This window comes from Parapedobacter composti (assembly GCF_900112315.1).
Taxonomy (GTDB): domain Bacteria; phylum Bacteroidota; class Bacteroidia; order Sphingobacteriales; family Sphingobacteriaceae; genus Parapedobacter; species Parapedobacter composti.
Window position 1 is genome coordinate 516,204 of record NZ_FOLL01000001.1, and the last position, 24,376, is coordinate 540,579.

The 24,376-nt window shown below is 49.5% G+C and carries 20 protein-coding genes; 19 read left to right on the top strand and 1 reads right to left on the bottom strand.

Annotated elements, in window-relative coordinates:
- The 11 genes from BM030_RS01860 (at position 1) to BM030_RS01910 (ending at position 10,152) form a co-directional block, all read left to right on the top strand.
- Positions 1–1,236, top strand: coding sequence for a quinol:cytochrome C oxidoreductase (locus BM030_RS01860; protein ID WP_090970456.1), 1,236 nt, complete (start codon positions 1–3; stop codon positions 1,234–1,236).
- Positions 1,237–1,311: 75 nt separating this feature from the next.
- The gene (locus BM030_RS01865) at positions 1,312–2,664 is read left to right on the top strand and encodes a cytochrome c oxidase subunit II (RefSeq protein WP_090970458.1); all 1,353 of its coding nucleotides are present in this window, start codon (positions 1,312–1,314) and stop codon (positions 2,662–2,664) included.
- A 31-nt stretch (positions 2,665–2,695) separates the two neighbouring features.
- Complete coding sequence (locus tag BM030_RS01870; protein ID WP_090970459.1) at positions 2,696–4,585, top strand: cytochrome c oxidase subunit I; 1,890 nt, start codon at positions 2,696–2,698, stop codon at positions 4,583–4,585.
- 6 nt (positions 4,586–4,591) lie between these two features.
- Positions 4,592–5,650, top strand: coding sequence for a COX15/CtaA family protein (locus tag BM030_RS01875; protein WP_090970461.1), 1,059 nt, complete (start codon positions 4,592–4,594; stop codon positions 5,648–5,650).
- 96 nt (positions 5,651–5,746) lie between these two features.
- Entirely contained in the window at positions 5,747–6,649 is a 903-nt protein-coding gene (gene cyoE / locus BM030_RS01880) for a heme o synthase (protein ID WP_397235052.1), read from the top strand.
- Between the two features lie 5 nt (positions 6,650–6,654).
- A complete protein-coding gene (locus tag BM030_RS01885) occupies positions 6,655–7,236 on the top strand; it encodes a cytochrome c oxidase subunit 3 (protein ID WP_090971004.1) in 582 nt (193 codons plus the stop codon).
- A gap of 9 nt (positions 7,237–7,245) precedes the next feature.
- A complete protein-coding gene (locus tag BM030_RS01890; protein WP_090970463.1) occupies positions 7,246–7,974 on the top strand; it encodes a cytochrome c oxidase subunit 3 in 729 nt (242 codons plus the stop codon).
- A gap of 24 nt (positions 7,975–7,998) precedes the next feature.
- A complete protein-coding gene (locus BM030_RS01895) occupies positions 7,999–8,376 on the top strand; it encodes a cytochrome C oxidase subunit IV family protein (protein ID WP_090970465.1) in 378 nt (125 codons plus the stop codon).
- A 9-nt stretch (positions 8,377–8,385) separates the two neighbouring features.
- Positions 8,386–9,090 (top strand): SCO family protein, encoded by a 705-nt coding sequence (locus tag BM030_RS01900; protein ID WP_170845605.1) that lies wholly within the window; start codon positions 8,386–8,388, stop codon positions 9,088–9,090.
- 19 nt (positions 9,091–9,109) lie between these two features.
- Positions 9,110–9,649 (top strand): DUF420 domain-containing protein, encoded by a 540-nt coding sequence (locus BM030_RS01905; RefSeq protein ID WP_090970469.1) that lies wholly within the window; start codon positions 9,110–9,112, stop codon positions 9,647–9,649.
- 38 nt (positions 9,650–9,687) lie between these two features.
- Positions 9,688–10,152 (top strand): ABC transporter ATPase, encoded by a 465-nt coding sequence (locus BM030_RS01910; RefSeq protein WP_090970471.1) that lies wholly within the window; start codon positions 9,688–9,690, stop codon positions 10,150–10,152.
- A gap of 41 nt (positions 10,153–10,193) precedes the next feature.
- On the opposite strand, the gene mtgA is transcribed toward BM030_RS01910, so the two are convergent.
- A complete protein-coding gene (gene mtgA, locus BM030_RS01915; protein WP_090970472.1) occupies positions 10,194–10,928 on the bottom strand; it encodes a monofunctional biosynthetic peptidoglycan transglycosylase in 735 nt (244 codons plus the stop codon).
- Between the two features lie 91 nt (positions 10,929–11,019).
- Between mtgA and mutS the strand changes: the two genes are divergently transcribed.
- The 8 genes from mutS (at position 11,020) to BM030_RS01955 (ending at position 24,367) form a co-directional block, all read left to right on the top strand.
- Positions 11,020–13,629 carry a DNA mismatch repair protein MutS gene (gene mutS, locus BM030_RS01920; RefSeq protein WP_090970474.1) on the top strand — a complete coding sequence of 870 codons (2,610 nt, stop codon included), beginning with the start codon at positions 11,020–11,022 and terminating at the stop codon, positions 13,627–13,629.
- Positions 13,630–13,913: 284 nt separating this feature from the next.
- Positions 13,914–14,489, top strand: a complete 576-nt coding sequence (locus tag BM030_RS01925; protein WP_244518608.1) for an RNA polymerase sigma factor — start codon at positions 13,914–13,916, stop codon at positions 14,487–14,489.
- An 89-nt stretch (positions 14,490–14,578) separates the two neighbouring features.
- Entirely contained in the window at positions 14,579–15,745 is a 1,167-nt protein-coding gene (locus BM030_RS01930) for a FecR family protein (protein ID WP_090970479.1), read from the top strand.
- A 247-nt stretch (positions 15,746–15,992) separates the two neighbouring features.
- Entirely contained in the window at positions 15,993–19,406 is a 3,414-nt protein-coding gene (locus tag BM030_RS01935; RefSeq protein WP_090970481.1) for a TonB-dependent receptor, read from the top strand.
- 1 nt (position 19,407) lies between these two features.
- Positions 19,408–20,832, top strand: coding sequence for a RagB/SusD family nutrient uptake outer membrane protein (locus BM030_RS01940; RefSeq protein WP_090970483.1), 1,425 nt, complete (start codon positions 19,408–19,410; stop codon positions 20,830–20,832).
- A 12-nt stretch (positions 20,833–20,844) separates the two neighbouring features.
- A complete protein-coding gene (locus tag BM030_RS01945) occupies positions 20,845–21,903 on the top strand; it encodes a DUF4843 domain-containing protein (protein ID WP_090970485.1) in 1,059 nt (352 codons plus the stop codon).
- Positions 21,904–21,939: 36 nt separating this feature from the next.
- On the top strand, positions 21,940–23,721 hold the full coding sequence (locus tag BM030_RS01950; RefSeq protein WP_139215781.1) for a hypothetical protein: 1,782 nt from the start codon (positions 21,940–21,942) through the stop codon (positions 23,719–23,721).
- Positions 23,722–23,761: 40 nt separating this feature from the next.
- Positions 23,762–24,367, top strand: coding sequence for a hypothetical protein (locus BM030_RS01955; RefSeq protein ID WP_090970488.1), 606 nt, complete (start codon positions 23,762–23,764; stop codon positions 24,365–24,367).
- Positions 24,368–24,376 lie beyond the last annotated feature (9 nt).

Here is a 24,376-nt window from a genome sequence, read left to right on the forward strand (position 1 = left end):
ATGGGAACTCATAGTCATCATCACGATTATAACTTTAGTGAGCAATATACATTCACGGGAAAGGCAAAAGTATTCAGCTTGGTGGCCGTTGCCGTGGGTGTCGTGGCGATAGCCATTGGCTTGCTTTCCAGTGACCACATCACCGTGGAGCGTACATACGCCAATTTGTTGCTGATGGGGTATTATTTCACCTGTGTGTGCGCTGCGGGCGGATTTTTTGTGGCTTTGCAGTACGTTACCCAAGCCGGCTGGTCGGCGGGGATGGTACGGATTCCTCAGGCTATGGCCAGTGTATTGCCCATCGCTTCGCTGATTCTGCTTGTCATTACGGCGACAGGATTGTTTACGCACAACCTCTACCACCATTGGTATGCTGAAGGACTTACTGACCCTGATAGCCCCAATTATGATGCATTGGTTGCCGGTAAGGCTGCCTTTCTGAATGCGCCGGGTTTTTTGATACGGCAGGTGATATTCATGGGATCCTATAGCATCTGTTCATGGTTGTTGGCCAAGTATTCCTACAATGAAGATTTGCAGGGTGGGCTTAATTCTTATAAGAAGAGTTTTAAATTGTCAGCGTTGTTTTTGGTGATTTTCGGATTCACCACGCCGATATGGTCGTTCGATACTGTAATGTCACTGGAGGCGCATTGGTTTTCCACCATGTTCGGCTGGTATAATTTTGCGGCCATGTGGGTAAGTGGTCTTTGCGCTATTACCATAATTATCATCCTGCTAAAGAAGGCGGGCTACCTGGCGTGGGTAAATGCGAATCACCTGCACGATTTAGGGAAATTGATTTTCGGGTTTTCCATCTTTTGGACTTACGTTTGGTTTGCGCAGTTCATGCTGATTTGGTATGCAAACATTCCTGAAGAGACGGTTTACTTCTATAAACGCTGGGAGCCTGAATATAAGCCATGGTTCTGGATAAACGTGTTGATTAATTTTGTGATTCCGATTCTGGCACTGATGGACCGTGATGCCAAGCGGAAAATGAATATCATGCTGATCGTAAGTATTGTGCTGTTAATGGGGCACTGGCTGGATTATTACATCATGATCATGCCGGGCACAGTGGAAACCCACCGCGGTTTTGGTTGGATTGAGGTCGGCACGGCGCTTGGATTCGTTGGGCTTTTTACGTTCCTTGTATTCAATAAATTGAGTAAGCATGCGCTGGCTCCGGTTAAACACCCTTTCTTGGAGGAGAGCTTGCATCACCAGATCTGATACGGCAAGATGCGTTGTGGGAATCAGGGTGATGACGTTAAAATATCGAAGTACGGACAATCGTTATAAATTGAAATGGGCTTTATAAAAAATAGTAATATCAGGACAGTTTTTTTGCTGGCATTTTCCATGTGCGTGTTGCTGTCAATCCCGGCGTTTGCACAGTCAACAGCGGACACCTCCGTTCAGGCTACTGCGGGTACGGATACTGCCGGTACGGTGGGCAATGCGGACACGGCGTCGACCGTTGCGGTAACCGGCGATACCCCGGCACCCGATACGGCAGCGGGCGGTACTACAGTTGACGAGGCGATAGGCGTGACGTCGGTGGCTACGGCTGAAGGTGACCAACCCCTGGATCTCGATCCGCAGGTTTACCAGAACGCTTTTTATTATGTGTTGCTTGTCTTGCTGATTTGTATACTTATTGTGGTGGTCGGCCGGATTTGGCAGATATATGAACTGACCCGTCGGATGGCCGGAAAAGATACCACCTATTATATGCATAATATCCACGCGACACTGTTTTTGGTGTGCTTGATAGTGGGTTTGTATGGTGTATACTGGTCTTATGTACATCATGGTGCGCAATCTATGCGCGATGCGGCAACCGAGCACGGAGAACGCATCGACCTGATGTTTATGATTACCACGGTGATTACTACGATAGTGTTGGTGCTTACCCATATCGGCTTGTTCGGCTTTGCTTTCAAATACAGGGCTACGCCTCAACGGAAGGCATACTTTTATCCGCATAACAATACCATAGAGAAGGTGTGGACCATTGTTCCGGCTATTGTACTTACCGTGTTGGTATTGTTTGGGTTCTTTACTTGGCGGAGCATCACCAATGTGCCCGAGGAAGACCAGAAAAATGCATTGCATATTGAGGTGATCGGTGAGCAGTTTACCTGGACTGTCCGTTACCCCGGAAGGGATGGGGTAATTGGCGAGCGGAATTACCGCCTGACGACACCGCTGAATAACTTAGGTATCGATTTCAATGACAAGAATAGTTGGGATGATCAATTGGGTTCGGAGATCGTGCTTCCCGTAAATAAGCCCGTCCGTGTCCAGATCAGCTCCAAAGATATATTGCATAGCTTCTATATACCGGATTTCCGTGTGCAGATGAACGCAGTACCGGGAATGAAGACGTATTTCCAGTTTACGCCCACTATCACGACCGAGGAAATGCGCGACAGGTTGGGTGATTATAATTACGACTACGTGATGCTTTGTGCTAAGATATGCGGTGGCGGGCACTATAACATGCAGAAAAAGGTGCGGGTCGTTACAGAGGAGGAATACCGCGAATGGCTCAACGAGCAACCTTATTTCTTTACCGAAGACTTACGTAAGGAGTTCCAGGTTTCTGAGGCAACGGCAAACGAGGGAAGTGAAAAGTTGTTGGCTAACGCCAATTAAGGTTTTAACATTAACGTATTAATACATCAATATGTCAACTATAGGAAACGCCAGCATTCATAGTGTGGATCATCACGGTGGCCATGGGCATCACCATGAGTCGTTTTGGACTAAATATGTGTTTAGTCAGGATCACAAGATGATTGCTAAGCAATTTTTGGTTACCGGTATTGTGATGGCGGTAATTGCCATGCTGCTGTCTATCCTGTTCAGGATTCAGCTGGCTTGGCCGGACAAGGAATTCCCCATTCTTGAGTTGTTTTTGGGGAAATGGGCAGAGGGTGGACGCATTCACCCCGAGTTTTTTCTTGCATTGGTGACCATACACGGTACCATCATGGTATTTTTCGTGTTGACGGCGGGCCTTAGCGGTACGTTTGCCAATTTGTTGATTCCCTATCAATTGGGAGCCCGGGATATGGCATCACCGTTCATGAACATGCTTTCTTACTGGTTCTTCTTTGCCGCATGTGTGGTCATGATTGCTTCGTTCTTTGTGGAAAGCGGTCCAGCAAGTGCAGGATGGACAATCTATCCGCCGCTGTCGGCAGTTCCCAAGGCCATCAGTGGTTCTGCCGCAGGGATGACGCTTTGGTTGATCAGTATGACTTTGTTCATTGTGTCTCAGGTTTTGGGCGGAACAAATTATATCAGTACAGTGCTGAACATGCGGACCAAAGGCATGGATCTTTGGAAGATGCCATTAACCATCTGGGCACTCTTCCTCACCGCTATCGTCGGCTTGCTTTCATTCCCTGTGTTGGTGTCGGCAGTGGTGCTGTTGGTTTTCGACCGAAGCTTCGGTACTAGTTTTTACTTGTCAGATTTAGTGGTGCAGGGGCAGATTCTGCCGAATGAGGGCGGAAGCCCGATTTTGTTCCAGCACTTGTTCTGGTTTTTGGGGCACCCTGAGGTGTATATCGTATTGATGCCTGCATTAGGGCTTACATCAGAGGTGATTTCCACCAACTCCCGCAAGCCTATTTTCGGTTATCACGCGATGGTTTATTCTTTGATTGGGATTACCGTATTGTCGTTTATCGTATGGGGCCACCACATGTTCGTAACAGGTATGAACCCGTTCCTCGGTGGCGTGTTTATGATTACGACGCTGATTATTGCAGTGCCTTCGGCGGTTAAGGTGTTTAACTACCTGGCTACGCTTTGGCGGGGGAATATCCGGTTTACCCCGGCCATGCTGTTTGCGATCGGAATGGTGTCATTCTTTATTTCAGGTGGGTTAACCGGGATATTCCTCGGAAACTCGGCACTTGACATTAACCTGCACGACACGTATTTTGTTGTTGCTCACTTCCATCTGGTGATGGGGTCGGCATCAATCTTCGGCATGCTGTGCGGTGTTTACCATTGGTTCCCCAAGATGTTCGGTAGAATGATGAATGAGAAATTGGGCTACTTGCACTTCTGGGTGACGTTTATTGGTGCTTATTTGGTATTCTTCCCCATGCACTTCATGGGTATAGATGGTGTTCCGCGCCGGTATTACTCATTCACTGAGTTTCCTTTCATGGACAAATGGATTTCCGTGAACGAGTTTGTCACTTGGGCTGCTATCATCGCGGCATTAGGGCAGTTGGCATTCATCTGGAATTTCTTTTCGTCGATTTGGTTTGGCAAACGTGCCACCCAGAATCCTTGGAGCTCCAATACATTGGAGTGGACAACTCCGGTAGAGCACTTCCATGGCAACTGGCCGGGCGAGATTCCTACGGTTTACCGTTGGCCGTACGATTACAGTAAGCCTGGGCACCATGAGGACTTTATTCCGCAAACGGTGCCGTTCTCTGAGACCATGAGTTCTAACTTACCGCATGATTTCGAGGGGAACCAAGAGGCAGAACGTATACAGCGGGAATGGGAATTGGCGAATAAGCCACAGCCCGAGAAGGAGGCGGAGTAGACGCCTATGCTTCCGCCTGCAGAGAAAAGGTTTTTATGGGTCAACAAGATTACGATTGTTTCGCTATTCGTGTTGATTCTCGCAGGCGGGGTGGTACGCAGTACGGGGTCGGGAATGGGTTGCCCCGATTGGCCGAAATGCTTTGACAGGTTGGTGCCGCCAACAAGTGAGGCGCAGCTGCCTGAAGGATATGAGGCGAAATATATAGCGGAAAGGCAAGCCAAGAACAATCGGTTTGCCGGTCTGCTGGAGCGGCTCGGGAAGACGGAGTTGGCCGACCGCATCCGCCATGATGAGAGCATTCTCAGGCATGAGGAGTTTAACGCTGCGAAAACATGGACGGAGTATATCAATCGATTGGTGGGGGCGGTGACGGGATTTTTGTTGTTACTTTGTGCCGTCTTTTCCTTTACGTTCTTTAAAACACGGAAATCCATTTTTATATGGAGTGTCATTAACGTGGTAGCGGTTGGTTTCCAGGCTTGGTTGGGCTCTATCGTGGTGTCGACAAACCTGATGCCCTGGATTATCACCGTGCATATGCTGCTGGCCTTAGTGATTGTAGGGATAAGCATCTATACGTATTTCAAGGCAAGATCATTGCGCGATAAGGATTTGCTGATTAACCACAAGACAGGAGGCATTAAGGTGTTAGCTGCGTGCTCGTTGTTTTTGGTTGTCGTACAGGTGGGCGTCGGTACGGGGGTGCGGGAAGAAATTGACCATATCGCAAGCAACGTGGCCGAGCGGGGGGAGTGGCTGGAGCAGGTAGGTAATGTATTTGACGTACACCGCACACTTGCCGTAATATCAGCCATCGTGATGGTGCTGCTGTTTTTCGCGGTACGCTCCCGGTTCGCCGCGAGCACGCATCAAAGCCGGTTTACCAACATGCTGATGGTGCTGCTGGTATTACAAACTGTTACGGCCATATTGTTGGCCTATTTTGATATGCCTCCTTACGCGCAGACGGCCCATTTGGTGTTGGCCAGTTTGTTGTTCGGTACCCAGTATTATTTGATGCTCTTGCTGGGCAAGGCACGCGTGGGGAGGGCTAACGATTAAGATTGATAAATGAAAATTGATAAGGATATGCACGCCAAGAAGGTAGAAGGGGATGTAGCGATCCGAAAACCGGCCAAGAGCGACGTGTTTTCGGAAGTGATGGCGTTTGTGGGCGATTTTAAGCAATTGGTGAAAATGCGGCTGACGATGACCGTGGTGTTTTCAGCCTCCATTGCTTTTTTAATCGGTAGTAAACAACAAGGCGATATCCAATGGCTGAACTGGGTAATCCTGACCCTCGGTGGTTTTTTGGTTACCGGATCGGCCAATGGATTCAATGAGATTATTGAACGTGATCTGGATAAGCTGATGAAGCGCACGGCAGATCGGCCCATACCTGCCGGGCGGATGACGACCGGCCAGGCGTTGGTGTTGAGTCTGTTGATGGGAATTGCCGGAACCTATACGTTGGTTTCTCTCAACTTCATTGCGGGACTGCTTTCGGTGTTCTCGATTTTGTTATATGCGTTCATCTACACACCGCTTAAACAAAAGTCGCCCATTGCGGTGTTTGTTGGGGCGTTTCCGGGGGCATTGCCTCCATTAATCGGTTATTACGCTGCTTTCAGCCAGAACGATTTGGCGGCCTTCAGCCAGCATAACGCTGCCGCTATTGTTATTATCCCGCTGGTGCTGTTTGCCATTCAATTTGTTTGGCAGTTTCCGCATTTCTGGGCGATAGCTTGGGTGCTTGATGACGACTATAAACGGGCAGGGTTCCGATTGCTTCCTACCGGGAAAAAGGATGCTGTGTCGGCGTTCATGGTATTTTTCTCCACCTTGCTGATGATACCGGTAAGCTTGCTGCCTTATTATTTCGGATTCGGCGGCATTACAGTGGCCGCGGTATCGGTGACCGGTGGATTGCTGTTTTGCTGGTACGGGCTTCTGCTGTTGATGAAGCGTGATTTAGCTTCGGCCCGTAAAGTGATGTTTACATCGTTCTTCATCCTGCCGGTGCTTCAACTGATATTACTTTTTGACTTTAACGCCTTATGATAGCTATGGCGCGGTATACGCAAGATAAAGAGGAACTGACCCAGCAAAAGGCAAAGAAATTCAATCTTTGGCTGGGCATGATTGGCATGTTTATGATGTTCGCGGCCTTGTCGAGCGGTTTTATCGTGTATACCGCCGGCGGCGCGGATAGGGGGATCAAAACCTTATTGCCCGATGCTTTCATCTACAGCACCGTCTTGATTGTAGTCAGCAGTGTGACCATGCAAATGGCGTATGCTGCCGCCAAGCGCACGGCATTCGGCCGGCAGAAGTTGCTGCTCTTGGTCACGATAGCGCTGGGTATTGGCTTTTTTGCCATGCAGGTGCATGCTTGGGGGGTATTGAGCGATCGGGGTGTGGTGTTTGTGAATAGCAATGCATCGCAGTCTTTCATTTATGTATTTACCGGAATGCATTTGGCGCATATCATAGCCGGACTTGCCGTATTGGCCAGGGCGTTGGTAGGACGTATCCGGAATATACCGCAGGTGAATAATGTATTCCGGATGGACCTTGCTGCCTTGTTTTGGCATTTCTTGGGTATTTTGTGGATTTATATTTATGTTTTTTTACTTTTGAATCAATAACACTGAACAATGAGTACAACTGTATCGCAATTGGATGAGGTGAAGACCGGTCGGTGGAGCGGGGGGAAGTCGCCTTTTAACGTAGAGTACGGTAAGATCATGATGTGGTTTTTCCTCACATCGGATGCCTTTACGTTTTCCGCATTCCTGATTTATTATGGTACACAACGGTTTGCGCACCTGACCTGGCCTGATCCGGACAAGGTTTTCCAATCCATTCCTTTTGTGGCTGACCACGGGTACCCGCTGGTGTTTGTAGGGATTATGACCTTTATCCTTATCATGAGTTCGGTAACCATGGTGCTTGCCGTGGAAGCGGGGCATCGCCGTTCGAAAAAAGAAGTGGTGTGGTGGATGGTTGCTACCATTATCGGTGGCTTGATGTTCATTGGTTGCCAGGCGCTGGAGTGGACACACCTGCACCATCAAGGATTTTGGTGGGGACATATTCCCACACAAGAGGGGGTATCCCCGGAAGTTGCATTAGCTCCTTATTTTACAAAGGAGATTTCCGAGGTTTCTGCCCTGCAGTTTGCTAATCTGTTTTTTACCATCACCGGGTTCCACGGATTCCACGTGTCCGTCGGGATTCTGTTGAATATTATCGTGTTGGGAATGGTACTGGCTAACACCTTTGAGCGCCGCGGAAGCTACCTCATGGTGGAGAAAGTAGGCCTTTATTGGCACTTCGTTGACCTGGTATGGGTATTTGTGTTTACATTCTTTTATTTGGTTTAATCTTGATAACGATATAAAACAGCTATGGTTTCTCAACATAACGATACAGTAGAACACGAAGGGGCAGAACACCACGACGGTATGACCAAAGGTAAAATCTGGCGGGTGTTTTTTTATCTGCTCGCGCTTACCGCATTGGAATTCTTCATCGCCTTGGCGCTGGTGCATGGTGGGGTTATCGAAAAGGGGCTTGGGGTAAACATCGTCTATATAATACTGACCTTGTTGAAGGCTTACTATATTGTGGCCTATTTCATGCACCTGAAGTATGAGACGTTTGGATTTATCATGTCGATAACCATCGTTTTTCTGTTCATCATTTATTTCATTGTTTTGATGCTGACAGAGGGAACCTACCTGAAGTCGCACTACAATCCGTTCCCGTTCTGGCCAAATCCATAAATGGGACAAGTGGGGAAAACGAGCGGTGCGAAGAAAATTGCAATCCTGGCTGCCATTTTGGTGTTGCCAGGATTTTTATATTACTTGCTGGAGCAAAAGGGTGAAAACCGCTATAAAAACCTTCCTATATACGGGGAGAAAACCCTCACAGGGACGTTCACTAAGCGGATGGGAAAGCAGGTGCCTGATACGTTGTTCCATCAAATAGAGCCGTTTTCCTTGGTCAACCAAGAAGGCCGTGAAGTGACGGCACTGGCCGATGATACAACAATTGCCGTGGTTAATTTTTTCTACACCCGATGCAATACTTTCTGTACGCAACTGAACAACGAAATGAACCGTGTAGCGGAACGCTTCGCGGAGAACAATATGGTGCGGTTCTATTCGCTGACGGTGGACACGGCATACGATAAGCCACAGGTGTTGAAGGATTATGCAAGTACTTATCGGCCGGACACTAAGAAATGGCACTTCCTTACGGGGGGAAAAGACGATATTCACCGCATCGCAAGAGAAGGTTTTTTGGTCGATGCGGCGCAGGATACCACGCAGGAGGCTCGCTTCATTCACAGTTCGTCGTTGATTCTGGTCGACTCGCAGCGGCGCATCCGGGGCTATTATGACGTGAGTCACAAAAAAGAGGTGGATCGTTTGATTGACGAAATCAAATTGCTGCTTGTACAGGAAATACGCGAGAAAAGTCCTTATAAGTAACGTTAATTGATCGTATAACATGGAACAGGCAGTTGAAAAGAAATATAATAAATGGATTGTAATCCTATCGGTGGCTATCCCTGTGGTGGTGGCCATCCTTTTCAGGGTGAATTTACGGGATTTGGGGTATGATGTGAAGCCGTTGACATTCCTTCCCCCCATTTATGCCACCATCAACGGTATCACTGCCGTGTTGCTGGTATGGGCCGTGGCAGCCATCAGAAGGGGGAACCAACGGCTGCACGAAATGTTGGTGCGCATTTGCATTGGCTGCTCGGTGGCCTTCCTGACCATGTATGTGGCTTATCACATGACATCCGAATCAACGTCGTATGGCGGCGAGGGATGGCTGCGTTACGTTTATTTTTTCATCCTGATCACCCATATCCTGCTTTCCATTGTAATTATCCCGTTTGTGCTGATTACCTATGTGCGGGGATTGGCTGGAAACTTTGTCAAGCACCGCAAGATAGCTAAAATTACCTTTCCGCTCTGGCTTTATGTTGCCGTAACAGGGGTTATTGTCTACCTGATGATATCGCCTTATTACGGAACTTGACGTAAGCTTTGGTTGAAAATCCGTATCTTTATACCGCAATGCAACGTATCTGGATTTATCAGGCCAGCAGGGAGCTCACCGATGGCGAAGCTACCCGTATACTGGCCGAGTTGGAAAAATTTACATCACAGTGGCGCGCCCATGGTACGCCGCTCGCTGCCAAAGCGGAGGTTCGCCACCGGCGTTTTGTCATTCTCATGGTAGACGATACGGTAGCCCCCCCGAGCGGCTGTTCCATAGATAAGTCGGTGCACCTGCTTAAGGAAATTGAACAGGAACTGGGGATTAGCCTCTTTGACCGTTTGCAGGTAGCTTACCGGGACGCAGGAGTCATTAAGGCGGTACCGCAGCAGGAATTCGAGCAGTTAATCCGCGTCGGGAAGGTGACGGGCGATACTGTCGTGTTCAATAACCTGGTGGCTTCATATCCGGAGTTGGCCACCCATTGGGAGGTGCCGCTGCGCGAAAGCTGGCATGCGAGGGTATTTTTGGCTGAACGGTGATTGATAGACGGTAATGGGGGACGGTGGTGGATGAGCGATGGTCAGGGGATTTGGCTATACCGCATATACCGCACAATCCTGTTCGCTTTTCTGTTGATGAATGGCGTGGGTTTGGCAGGTGACCAACGGCGTGGATTAGGGAGTACGGCTACAATAAGTGCGGCTTGCCGCTGGGTGAGGTTGCGTGCCGGCTTGCCGAAATAATGCTGCGCAGCGGCTTCGGCGCCATACAGCCCGTCGCCCGTTTCAATCACGTTTAGATAGACCTCAAGAATACGTTTTTTCCCCCAGAACAGTTCAATAAGTAACGTGAAATACGTTTCAAATCCTTTCCGTATCCACGAGCGGCGGGGCCATAAAAAGACATTCTTGGCGGTTTGTTGGCTGATGGTACTGCCCCCGCGCAGCCGGTCACCCTCCTTGTTGCGCTCGTAAGCGTCCAGAATGGCTTCGCGGTCGAATCCGCCGTGTTCCATGAACCGCGCGTCTTCACCGGCAACGGCGGCACGCTTCAGGTGGTCAGGAAGTTCGTCGTACCGTACCCATCGCTTGGTAATCCGCCATGCCTTGCCTTCACTTTTCTGCTCAAAGCCCCGCTGTACCATCAGCCAGGTAACAGGCGGGTTAATGAAACGCAGAAGAATGACCCACGCTACCGTGATCATGAAGAAATACACCGTCACGCGCACAAACCACCTAAGATACACATTAGAGATGGTTGGGAGCCACCGGTTTTTCCGGCTAATTTTTCTCTTGCGTTTGCGTTTCCTTGCCATTGAAGTTTAGGGCGAATATAACGATTGAACTTGTCAAATCGTTCCGATTGTTCTATTTTTACAGCCACGCAAAAATAAACAAACGTCCATCTTGGCAAAATCAGCAAAGAAAGAAACCCCATTGATGCAGCAATATAATAGCATCAAGGCGAAATATCCCGGTGCGCTGCTGCTTTTCCGTGTGGGGGATTTCTATGAGACATTCGGTGAGGATGCCGTAAAAGCCGCCGGAATTCTGGGAATCGTGTTGACGAAGCGCGGCAACGGGAGCGAATCGGAAACGGCTTTGGCCGGGTTTCCCCATCATTCCCTGGAAACTTATTTGCCGAAGCTGGTGCGTGCAGGCCAGCGCGTTGCCATCTGCGATCAGCTTGAGGATCCTAAGGCTGCCAAGACCATCGTGAAACGCGGTGTTACCGAATTGGTGACCCCGGGGGTTTCTTATAACGATAATATCGTTCAGCAGAAATCCAACAACTACCTGGCGTCGGTCTTCTTCGATAGACAGGGGGTGGGCATAGCGTTTTTGGATATTTCTACAGGAGAGTTCTTGGTGGCCCAGGGCAACGTTGCTTATATTGATAAGTTGCTGCAGGGCTTCAGGCCCACGGAAGTCATTATGGGCAAGCGGCAGTATAAAGCGTTTATCGAACAGTTCGGCAATGGTTTTTATACGTACACACTTGACGAATGGCCCTATACGGGCGATTACGCCGTGGACCTGCTGCATAAGCATTTCGAGGTGAAATCGTTAAAGGGCTTCGGTATAGACCGCATGCCATCCGGAATTACCGCTGCAGGCGTGGCACTGCATTACCTGAACGAGACGGAACACCATAACCTCCAGCATATTTCCAATATCGCGCGCATAGAGGAAGATAGGTACATGTGGCTCGACCGTTTTACCATCCGCAATCTGGAATTGGTAGGCTCTGCCAATGAAAACGCCGTAACACTGGCCGATGTGCTGGATCATACGGCATCGCCCATGGGCGCACGGTTGCTGAAACGCTGGATGGTGATGCCTCTGAAGGATAAGAAAAGTATCAATGAACGGCTTCAGGTGGTCGATTACCTTTACCGGCATAAAGACCTGAGGGAAACAGTGGTCGAGCATATCAAACAAATCGGCGACTTGGAGCGCCTTATCAGCAAAATCGGGTTGGCGAAGGCCAATCCGAGGGAGATTGCCCAGCTAAAACGGGCATTGCAGGCCATTGGAAAATTGAAGGAACTCATTATCGGTGCGGATACGAAAGCCTTGAAAGCTATTGCCGGGCAACTGGATCCCTGTGAAGCTATCCGCGAACGTATCGAAAGAGAACTTCACCCCGAGCCGCCGGTGCTGGTGAGCAAGGGAAATGTCATTGCGGTGGGGGTCAGCGAAGAGCTCGACAAGCTTCGCAAAGTTGCCTACGGTGGTAAGGATTACCTGTTGGAAATCCAGAAGCGGGAAGCGGAAGCCACGGGGATCCCCTCTCTGAAAATCGCGTTCAACAACGTGTTTGGTTATTACCTTGAGGTGACCAACGCGCATAAGGATAAGGTGCCTGCCGAATGGATACGTAAACAGACACTGGTTAACGCCGAACGGTATATCACCGAAGAACTCAAGGAATACGAAGAACAGATACTGGGAGCCGAAGAAAAAATCCAGGTGCTGGAAACGCGACTGTATGCCGGATTGCTGGCCGCTGCCGCGGATTACATCAAACCTATCCAGCTTAATGCACAGCTGATCGCGCGGCTCGACGTGTTGCTCAACTTTGCCATCGTTGCAGAAAAGAACCACTACGTAAAGCCCGATATCAACGAAGGCACGGTCATCGATATCAAGGGCGGGCGGCATCCGGTCATCGAACAGCACCTGCCAATAGGGGAAGACTATATCACGAACGATGTGTTCCTCGATAGTGTAACCCAGCAAATCATCATTATCACGGGGCCGAACATGGCCGGTAAGTCGGCCCTGCTGCGCCAAACCGGGTTAATTGTATTGATGGCACAGATGGGCAGCTTCGTGCCGGCCAAAGAAGCACAGATTGGGCTGGTGGATAAGATTTTCACCCGGGTGGGGGCGTCAGACAACCTATCCTCCGGTGAATCTACCTTCATGGTGGAAATGAATGAGACGGCAAGCATCATGAACAACCTCTCAGCAAGAAGCTTGATTTTGCTCGACGAAATCGGGCGCGGCACAAGCACCTATGACGGTATATCCATTGCCTGGGCCATTGCCGAATTTCTCCACAATCATCCGACCGCACGGGCTAAAACCTTATTCGCCACCCATTACCACGAGCTTAATGAGCTGGCCACCTCATTCTCCCGGATAAAGAACTACAACGTCTCGGTAAAGGAGGTGAACAATAAGGTGATTTTTCTACGTAAGCTGGTACCGGGAGGCAGCGAGCATAGTTTCGGAATCCATGTGGCAAAGCTGGCAGGTATGCCGCCTAAGCTGGTGCAACGCGCCAGCGAAATCCTTAAACGCCTCGAACAGGAACGTACCGGGGGCGAACGCATCAAAGACAGCATAAAAAAGATGCAGAAGCAGGCATATCAATTGCAGATGTTCTCTATAGATGACCCCATTCTGGTAAAAATCCGTGATATGCTCAATAATCTGGATGTAAATACGCTGACGCCAGTGGAAGCGCTGATGAAATTAGATGAAATTCAGCGGCTGCTGAAAAATTGAGGCGAATACCCCCATGGTGGCCATCTTAAGTAGCGCAGGTAAAGTGGGGATACGTTCCGCACATATTTCGTAGAAAAAATCTGGGCAGAATTGGCCCGTGTGCTATTAAGACGTGCGTTTCTGTATAAAAAACAACTGCGGCTGTGAATCGGGTAAAAAAATAATTTTGCAATATGACCTGATTTTCCGATTTTAGCGACCACTCGATAGCTTGAGACCTTTTGTTGTGAAAAGTTCACCCCACCCAGCTTCATGGGTTAAGTCAATAGTGGGTTGTAAGGATAATGATGTCTCCATATTCCGAATTGTCTGATCATGAGTTGTTTGCGTCCCTTAAGGAAGGTGTAGCGGCTGCTTATGCAGAAATTTACCAGCGCTATAAGGGCGTTTTATACGCCCACGCGTTCCGGATGCTGGAAAACCGGGAAGAGGCCAAAGATACTGTGCAAGAAGTCTTCGCCGCATTGTGGACCAAACGGGATAAACTGGAAGTGAAAACCAGTCTTTCCGCTTACCTTTATATGACTATCCGTAATAAGGTGCTTGACCACATCGCCCGCCGCCGCATTCAGGATAGGTATTATGATTCCTATCAAAGTTTTGCCGACTTGCACGAAAATTGCCTCACCGATCACGCTTTGCGGGAAAAAGAACTGGCTAATTTGATCGAACGTGAAATTAATGCGTTGCCCGTAAAGATGAAAGCTGTGTTTGTTAAAAGCAGACAAGAGCATTTTTCACATAAAGAAATCGCTGAACAGCTTAATATATCGGAGAAAACGGTAAAAAAGCAGATTAACAATGCCCTGCGGGTCCTCCGACTTAAACTCAATGAGTTTCATGTGCTCATTTTTTTCTGAAATTCGCTTTTTTTTCGTTTTTCTTCTACACCCTGATGTTTCCCCAATCGTCTTTATGGTAAGTCCGCCGATTTAGCGGAAGATTTACTATGCAAAAAAGGCAACTGAAGAAGTTATTAAACAAATATCGCCGGGGCATTTATTCGGAAGCGGATCGGACTGAATTGGAAAATTGGTACCTATACCACGCCAGGAACCAACAAGGTCCATTGCCGGATGAGCAAACCATAGAAGAAGACCTCGATGAAGTGTGGCAACGGTTGCCTGTGCATGGAAGACGTGCGGTTGTGCGGGGGTGGACAACCATACGACGCATGGCCGCGGCAGCGGTGGTCGTGTTGGCGGCCAGTATATCCTTGCTGGTACTGTGGATGGTTGTTCGCAGTCCGCAGGGGAATGATGCGGTAAGCCGCTATACGGCTGCAGCACATGAGGTGTACATCCTTTTAGACGATAGCATTAAGGTTAACCTTGACAGCGTTAATGTTGGCGAATCGGTTGAATACGGCGCTGTACGCATACGTAAGACAACCGATCAGACATTAATTTACGAGGTAGTGCCGCCTCCTGCCGAGGCCGCCGCCGCTACGCCTGCTGTTATGAATGTAGTCAACGTTCCTAAGGCCAAACAGTACGATGTGCTGCTTCCCGATGGATCTAAGGTGAAGCTCAATTCATTTTCTACTATCCGGTTTCCAAGCGTGTTTGGGGTAGACAAGCGTGAGGTTGTGCTTAAGGGCGAAGCGTATTTTGAAGTTGTCCGGGATGCGGCTAAACCGTTCCACGTAAGTGCCGGCGACGTTGACATCAAAGTGCTGGGCACCCGGTTTAACGTCAGCGCCTATGACGATGAGCATCACATAAAAACCACACTGCTATCGGGCTCCGTCCAGGTCACAGCACCGCAGCATACGGCCGGCGCAAGTGCTAGCGTCAGTAAAATCCTAAAACCCGGCCAACAAGCCACGGTGTCGCGGCAACCCGGCACGTTTGATGTTTCGCCGGTTAACGCCGACGAGGCCATTGCTTGGGTGGATGGCTTCATCTCATTTAACAACACCGATTTAGAAGCTATCATGCGAAAGGTCGCGCGTTGGTATGACATAGAGGTCGTCTATGACGGCTCCATACCGAAGAGGCGCTTCACTGGTGGAATATCCAAGAAAGCACCGTTGAATGAACTGCTGCAAGTTCTTGGTATATATAACATTGATTACGATATGCTGGGCGATAAACTGATTATTAAACAAGACTGACCTTATCTGAAATATTTACTACAACTAACCCTAAAAACAAAATGAAAGCAGTTATGAAAAGCCCTGGATAGCGATAAAGTACTACTTCCCTTCGTCACACCGCGTCGTATGCAACGCCATGCGGCTTAAATTACCTGTCCGGGCATTCCGGAATTGTCGAAAAACTGACAGAACTAACAATTATCAACGGATGAGATTTATTTACAGATTCAAGTTTTTCTTGCGGCCTTTGTTTTGCCACAATACCATGACGGCCGTAAGACGAGTATTCATTTTTGCTAAGGTCACAGCATGGGTGATTGCTGTTTCTGCCATGCAAGGCTTAGCGGTCGACGCTTATGCACAGCGGCTCAACTTGGTGCTCAAAAACGCTTCGCTGGAAGAAGCGTTGGCCGAAATACGGAAACAGAGCAAATACATTGTTTGGTACGAAGAGCACGTATTGGACGAAAGCAAACGGATTACAATTGACGCAAAGAACGTTACACTGGAGGATGCCCTGAAGCTGGTTTTCGAGCGTCAGTCCCTGACGTATCAGATCATTGGGAAAACGATTGTTATTAAACATTCCGAAGGGGAAACCGGCGCTCCCAACCCGGTGCAGCAGGAACTCATTGAAGTTTCCGGGAAAGTCCGCCTGATGGTTAATGGCATGCCCCGTACCTCTGCCGGAATCAATATCCATGAGAAGGGACAGCGCCGGATGATAAGCACTAATTCTGCGGGTCTGTTCACCGTTAAGGTTCCCAAGGGCACGGTACTGGTATTTTCCATGGTGGGTTACAAAAGCCGCGAAATGCGGATTGATTCGGCGCAGCCCCTTGACATTGTCTTGGAAGAAGATATGAAGGATCTGGATGAGGTTGTCGTTACCGGTTATCAGACGCAGGAGCGCCGTACCATCACCGGCGCGATGGCCCAGGTAAAGGGCGCCGAGTTTGAAAATATGCCAATACAGTCGTTCGACCAGGCTATGCAGGGCCGTATGGCTGGCGTATTGGTGCAGGGAGGCTCAGGTGTACCCGGCGGACCGGTAAAAGTTGAGATTAGAGGGCAGGGCTCCATCAGCGCCGGCACACAGCCACTCTATATCGTGGATGGTGCAGAGATCAATGCCGAAGACGCCGCAGATAACATCACCGCGTCAAATCCGCTCGCTTTCCTCAATCCGGAAGATATTGAATCTATTGAAGTGCTGAAGGATGCAGCGGCGGCTTCTATCTATGGGGCACAGGCCGCGAATGGCGTGGTGTTGATCACCACCAAACAAGGAAAGGCAGGAAAGACCAGCTTTACGGCCAACTACTACAAGGGCATCACGGAGCCTATGCCGCTCATGGAGATGATGAACACCCAGCAGTACCTGAATGTACGCATGGAGGCAGTAGGCAATCTGAATCCAGACTGGTCTTACGAGCGTGTGCGCACGGAGGTGTTATCCCAAAGTCAGTTGGACGTTACGCTCACTGACGAACAGATTGCGGCCTTGCCTACTTACGATTGGCAGGGAGCAGCATTCCGTACCGGCAATACGGATAACCTTCAGCTGGTCGCCTCGGGTGGAACGGAACGGACAACATTCCGGATCTCCACATCGCTGAACAGGACGGAAGGCAATGTTGTCGCCAACGATTTCACGCGGGGAACGGTCTACCTGCGGCTTAACCACGACGTAAATAGGCGGTTAAAACTGATGATGAGTACCAACTTGAGCTCCACCGTACAGAACGGCAGCTACCGATCTTGGGGATCCTATTCGTATTTCTCTTCACCGCAATACACCGCACCGCTGATGCTCCCTTTCTTGCCGATTTACCTGGAAGACGGTTCATTTAATGCACCGATTGAACGTTTCCCGGGTAACCTGCCCTATAACGCCATTCATGTGGCAGACGTGAACACGCAGGTGGCCAGAACGCAGAACCTGTTGGGTAATTTCAGTCTGACATACGACATTACCAAAGACCTGACCTTCCAGTCAAGATTCGGGTTGAATTACCGGATTTACGATACCGAGTTTTATATAGACCCACGCACACAAGAGGCTTATGCCCGGCAGGGGTATAAATCGTTCCGGTATCAGCCGTCCACCACGTTCACTACATCCCATACCCTAGTCTACAATAAAACCCTACCCGGTGGCCATAATTTCAATGCCCTGTTGGGTGCTGAGTACCGTGACTACCATATGCAGCGCGGCGGGGGATCAGCCGAAGGTTTCCCATCCCATCAGTTCAGGTACTTGTCTTCTGCGGCAACCATTTTAAGTTTATACGAAAACAATACAGCAAACAAACGGGGTGGATTGTTCAGCCAGCTTAACTACAACTATATGAAGAAGTACATGCTTAGCGCCGTGCTCCGGTATGATGGCTCTTCACGGTTTGGAGCTAATAACCGTTTCGGCTGGTTCCCTGCGTTTTCAGCTGGATGGGATGTTTCGCAAGAAATGTTCGCACGCGATATAGAATGGATGCAGCAATTGAAATTGCGTGCCAGTTACGGTGAAACCGGAAACAGCGCCATCGGCAATTTTGCGGCCCGGGCGCTTTGGGATGGCAGCGGTTCACACGCCGGCAGACCCGGCACCGTAATGGTGCAGATGGGTAACGATGACCTGCGTTGGGAACGTAATGTCACAACCAACTTAGGATTGGATTTCTCGTTGTTCAACCGGAAGCTCTACGGTGCGGTGGATGTGTTCCACCGGCGGAGTGCCGACTTGTTAATCAGCACTCCCTTGCCATGGACCAGCGGATTTGCCGAAGTGTACCGGAATGTTGGAGAAGTGGTCAATAAAGGGCTGGAAGTGGAGCTTAACAGCAACCTTGTGCGAACCAAGGATTTCAAGTGGACGTCAAGCTTCAACATCTCATTCCTAAGGAATAAGGTCACCAAACTTTACAAAGGGATCGTTGAAGACGGTGAGGATATCGATGCACCGATAGTGGAACAGGATGTTGAAAGCCTACCCGGCAATCCAGGCATCCGATTAGGATGGCCGTTGCATACCAACTTCCGGCAGCAGTATGCCGGCGTTAACGCAGCCACGGGAAAACCCATGTGGTGGTCCGGCCACGACCGACTGAGCTATTCGCCCGGCACACAGGGTTCGGGGAGCTATACCCCTTACGGCCGTGGGAATCGCCTGTCTGACTATTTCGGTGGCTTTATTAATACGTTTACCTACAAAAACCTGGAGTTCGGTATATTCTTTCAGTATGATATGGGGCGTGAGTTATATAATAACTCTAATGGACCTTTTTACCGGAATGGCGAAACGCAGTCCAATTCAACTGCCCGGGCTTACAACCTGCGCTGGCAGGAACCCGGCCAGATCACGGCCTTCCCGCGACCAATTGACGGTGGGCGTGAGGTGCTGGCCGAGAGCATGAGCTTGGCGTCAAGCCGGTACCTGGAAGATGCTTCCTACATCCGGCTTAAGCAGTTGTCACTCAACTATAAAGTGCCGGGTAAATACACCGATCGGCTAAAGCTCAGCAATGTTGAGGTTTATGCACAAGCAACCAACGTGTTGACCTGGACCAAATGGACCGGGTATGATCCCGAGTTTTACATTGATGACAGTAACTTCTCATCCAATACGGGACAGATTCCACAGACAAGAGCGTATACTATGGGAATTAAAATGAACTTTTAAGATGAAGAATATGAAAATCTACTGCTTCAGTGCAATGATCGCAATGCTGGCCATGACGGCTTGCAATAAGCTACTGGATGTGCAACCGACCCATGCCATCGATGCCACTGAAGCCCTGAATTCTGTTGAAGCTTTTGAAACGGCTACCACCGGCGTTTATTCCATCCTGAGAAATACAGCTCAGTATGGGAGGCAGTTGATTGTTTATCCGGAATTGCTGGGTAACACGGCTGCGCATTCCGGACGGGGTACCAATTTACTGGACCTCTCAATAAACGCCAGGGGTAGCCACATGTCGCCTTGGCGCTCTGGCTATGAAGCTATTGCACAGATAAATATTATACTTGATGCGCTGGTTGATTTTGAGGGCGATGCACAATGGAAGAACGGTATTGCAGGCCAGCTCCATTTCTTGCGGGCATTGTTTTTTCATAATATGGCCAAGGTCTATGGCTACGACCCGACTGCCCGGGTCGCCTCGGCCGATAGGGGTACCGTACCGCTCAACCTGAAGCCCGTGCTCAGTATCGATCAAATCCAGAATCTGGAGCGGGCTTCCACTGAAGACCTATACCGACAACTTTACAGCGATTTGGAACTGGCTTATGATTACTTGGCGGAAACGCCGAATAGTCGGGCACCCCACGCGGTGACACAGGGGGCTGTTGCGGCATTTTTCTCCCGGGTTGCACTTTATAATGGGGATTATGAGAAAGTCATCGAAGAGGCTGAGAAGGCATTGACGTCTGGTGTGGGTACCTTTTCTTCCCGACAGTCATATTTCGCAGATTGGCGTGCCACAATACATCCCGAATCGATGTTTGAGGTAGAGTTTAAGGTGGATCAGAACGTAGGCGTTAACAATGCCATCCGGGCTGATTTTACCAACCGCGTCGATGAGGCCGCCACGGCACCTAACGGACGGGGGGTAGCGCGGGTATCGGACGACTTGTTTGCCCTGTATGAGGAGCAAGATGTACGGAAAACTTTGATATGGAAGGGACTTGGTGCTGCCAGTGACGACAACCAGATGACTAAGTTTTTCAGTCGTGGCGGAACACCTAACTTGGATAATGTTCCCGTTATCCGTATTTCAGAGGTCTACCTTAACCGTGCAGAAGCCTATGCGCGCACGGCCGGCATGGAACAGCAGGCGATGGCTGATATCAATATGATCCGTACAAGGGCGGGACTCAACCCGGTTTCTGGCCTGACCGAAGATGCACTCATCAATGAAGTACTCAAACAGCGCAGGCTGGAGCTGGCTTTTGAAGGGCATAGTTTTTTTGACTATAAGCGGTTGGGGATGGATATCGTTAAACCGAACGGACAGGTATTCGCTTTCAGCGACTACCGTGTGCTGGCACGGATACCTTGGCGCGAGTTCAATGCTAACAAAAACCTGAGACAAAACCGTGGTTATTAATTTTCGAGACACATGAGAAATATACCATACTTTTCAATAATTGCCATAGCTGTTTTTTCCTTAACTTCATGTTTTAAGGACTATGAAGAACGGTACCTTTTCACCGAAAATCGCATCGAGTTTCACGACGCCGTGATCAACTCAAACGCTTCCGGCCGCAATTATCCTTTATTGCCGGGGGTGTCACATGAAGCGGGGGTTATTGAATTTCGCGTAAACATGACCGGCCTTCAAAAGGATTACGACCGCACGATAAACTTCCGTGTGGTGCCCGAGGAGTCGACAGCCCGGGAGGGAGTCGATTACCGGTTACCTACTAACGGTACCTTCGTCATCCCCGCAAACAGCAGCTTTGGATGGGTTCAGGTCGAAATTCTGACTACTGGCAGCGGCAGTCCGCGGTTGGTGCTTGAACTGCTTACAACAGACGATGTACGGGCTATGGACGGTTACCACCGTATAGGTTTCCAGATTTTATACCCTTCTACACCGCCCAACCCGGATGAGGTTGAGGTTATAAATGACATGACTTTTTTCAAGAACCTGACATTCGGGGCTCAATCCAATCCGTCGGTGGGTAACTACATCGATATGCACACGGGCTATGCCTATATCGTTAGTGGCGCAGATGCAAACCCTGAAAAAATCGACTTTATTGTGCTTCGTTCGTCGGCGGGCACGGAACACAACATCCTGACGCCCTCCAGCGGGTCGGTAACCGCATGGGGCGGATCGAGCCATATTCCCGAGCAGTGGAATGTACGCAACGGGGGTACGTTGATGCGCTTGCCGAACCCATCAAACGAAGAACTAGCACTGTTTGAAGAAGCGGAATCCAAAGCTGATCTCATCGTGGCGTATGAACAAATTCTCGCCAACATCCAGTCGCGTCCCGGGTATAACAGCACCAATGATGGGCCATCGACCCGGATCCGGGCCGTAGGTGTTGGTGATATTCTATTATTCCGTTCGAATGACCGCGATGTGGTGAGCATGATCAAGGTGGAGGAGATGGTTCCGGGTACGGCTGGGTATCTGAAAGTACAAGCCAAAAAAGGTGGTGAAGGATAGAGCCCCTAATGAATTCAGCTATAAAAATATACAGTTATGAGGTGTACAATCATCCTATTAAATACTATAAAAGCCACGCTGTTGGCGGTATGCTGCCTCGTTGTGGCGAGCTGCCAAAAGTCAATTATCCCTAACGATCCTGCGGGTTTTGATGCAGGATCGGACCTAGCGCGGGTGGGGCTGGTGCTCCAAGGACCCGGTGTGGCCTCCGGACTGCGGCTTCTTGACCTGGGAACGGGCCAACGCTATACGTTGGCCGAAGGTACTGAGGTGCCCGAAAAAATCGATTTGGTCATGCTTTGGGGGTCGGCCTCCGGCATGAATCTGATAGCCCCCAGTAATATTGCGCGTCTCAATGAGTGGAGTGCAGGTCAAACCATCAATAATACATGGTTAGTTAAGAATACCACGACGTTTGTCAGAATCAAATCTTCTGCGACTACGCAAGCGACCTATGACGGGATTATGCGGACGGATGATTTGGCAGAGGCATATCAAAATGCGCTAAACACCGTCGAGCAGCAAGAGGGCTACCTCGAGTCTGAATACGGACCGGGGCCAGCAGTGCGGAACCTGACTGTGGGCGATCTGGTCTTTATGGAAACGGAAAAGCAAGTGCGTGCAGTGGCGCTGGTCACTAATCTGGCTACAGGTACATCGGGTTCCCTCGGATTGTCTATGAAGATTGACGTAAGTAAGCGGACGGAAATTCCTCCGGTTCCGGCAAGTGAACGTATTGAAATTTACGAGACTGAACTGGATCGGCCGGGCTACGACGAAGGTAAGCGATTCCTGGATTTTTCTACCGGAACGACCTATGATCTTTCTGCCATGACACCGCAGGAAAGGCATGCGTTCCATCACCAAGAAAAGATTGATGTGGTTTTCCTCAACAGTGCGGACAAAGGGGGCTTCAATTTCATGAGTCCTGATGACGAAGAATGGCTGGCATCGTGGTCTATCGGAAGTGACCTCAATGCCAACTGGCTGGTCAAAAATGAAGGCGTCTTCGTGAAAATGGATGCTTCCGCAAAGGCAGATTCCATCTTTTTACATTCCTACCGGAAAAGCCACCTTAGGAATGCTTTTTCCCACGCACTTGCCGAAGTAGATGGGCAGGAGGGATATGCGATAGACACGCATGGCCCTGGTAAGCATATCGGCAGCCTGAAGGTAGGCGATCTGATTTTCTTCAAGTCTGAAAGCAAACAGATTTATGTGATGGCCAAGGTGACAGCACAGGCCTCAGGAGGCGCTGGCACAATAGCGCTCGCTGTTAAAGTGGACCGTTCTGAAGAAATTGCGGTACCGCCGCCACCCGTCAGGAACCTGCGGCTCACCGGCGTAGGAGCCAGTACGGCCGACTTCATTGATTTCTCCAGTGTCGTGGTGCATAAGGAAGGCACTGCAGAATTGAATACCGCTGCAATTGACGTAGCACACCTAAGGGGCAGCAGCACGAGCCATAACTTTATTGCCATTACGAATGGGCCCGGATTCGGTGCGTGGACCGCAGCGCTACGTGCGAACATTGAGGCTTGGCCGGTCCGTAACCATGCCGAATTGATCAATCTGGGGAGCGCGGCTGAACACGTGGCGCTGTATGAGTCGTTGGATGAGAGAGATCGGGAGGCGATGGCAGCAGCATTCGAACATGCCAAGACACTGCACACGCCTACGGGCAGACTGTCGAACGTCGGTACCGGCGATATCATTTTTATCAATTCGGTAGATCGCGGAATTATCGTGGCCATTAAAGTAGTGGAGTCTAACCCGCAGGGAGGACTCGAAATCGCATTTAAAATATCTCAAAACTAAAGCTATCATGTGTAGACAATCTATATTTATCTGGCTTTTGATGTCGATATCTACGTTCTGCGGCGGAGTGACTGCCAGGGCACAGACAGACGCGAAAGTAAACCGGATCATGATCCGCTTTGGCGGACAGCACGCTGATGCCGTAGAAGGTGGATTTGCTAACTTGAAAACAGGCGAAGTATACCATTTAAATGAGGCTACTAAAAAACAAGGCGACGTCGATTTGGTGTATGCCTATGGTGAAACGACAGCCATTAATCTGATGACGCCGTCCAGTTCGAGTGTGGGATTATTTGGTTCACGCTATCGAACCCAGGTTGTTGAACGGTGGGAGGTGAAGAATAGCGGGACGCTCGTTGCGGCTGGAAATACAAAAGCATTGCGTAAATCTTTCAAAACGATCAAAACCAATAAACAACTGATTCAAAAGTACAACGCGATCGTAAAGAGCTTACCAGAACAAGACTACTACAATCAAAAGAACCATGGTCCATCGGCCCGTATACGGGAACTGGCTATTGGCGACTATGTGCTGTTCCGCTCCAGGAGCAAAGAACGTGGGATGTATGCGGTAGGAAGGGTGGTCGGTTTAGAGAAGGGGACGAGGGGTGAAGTAATGATTGATTTTAAAATCACCAAAGAGTGAATGGGGATA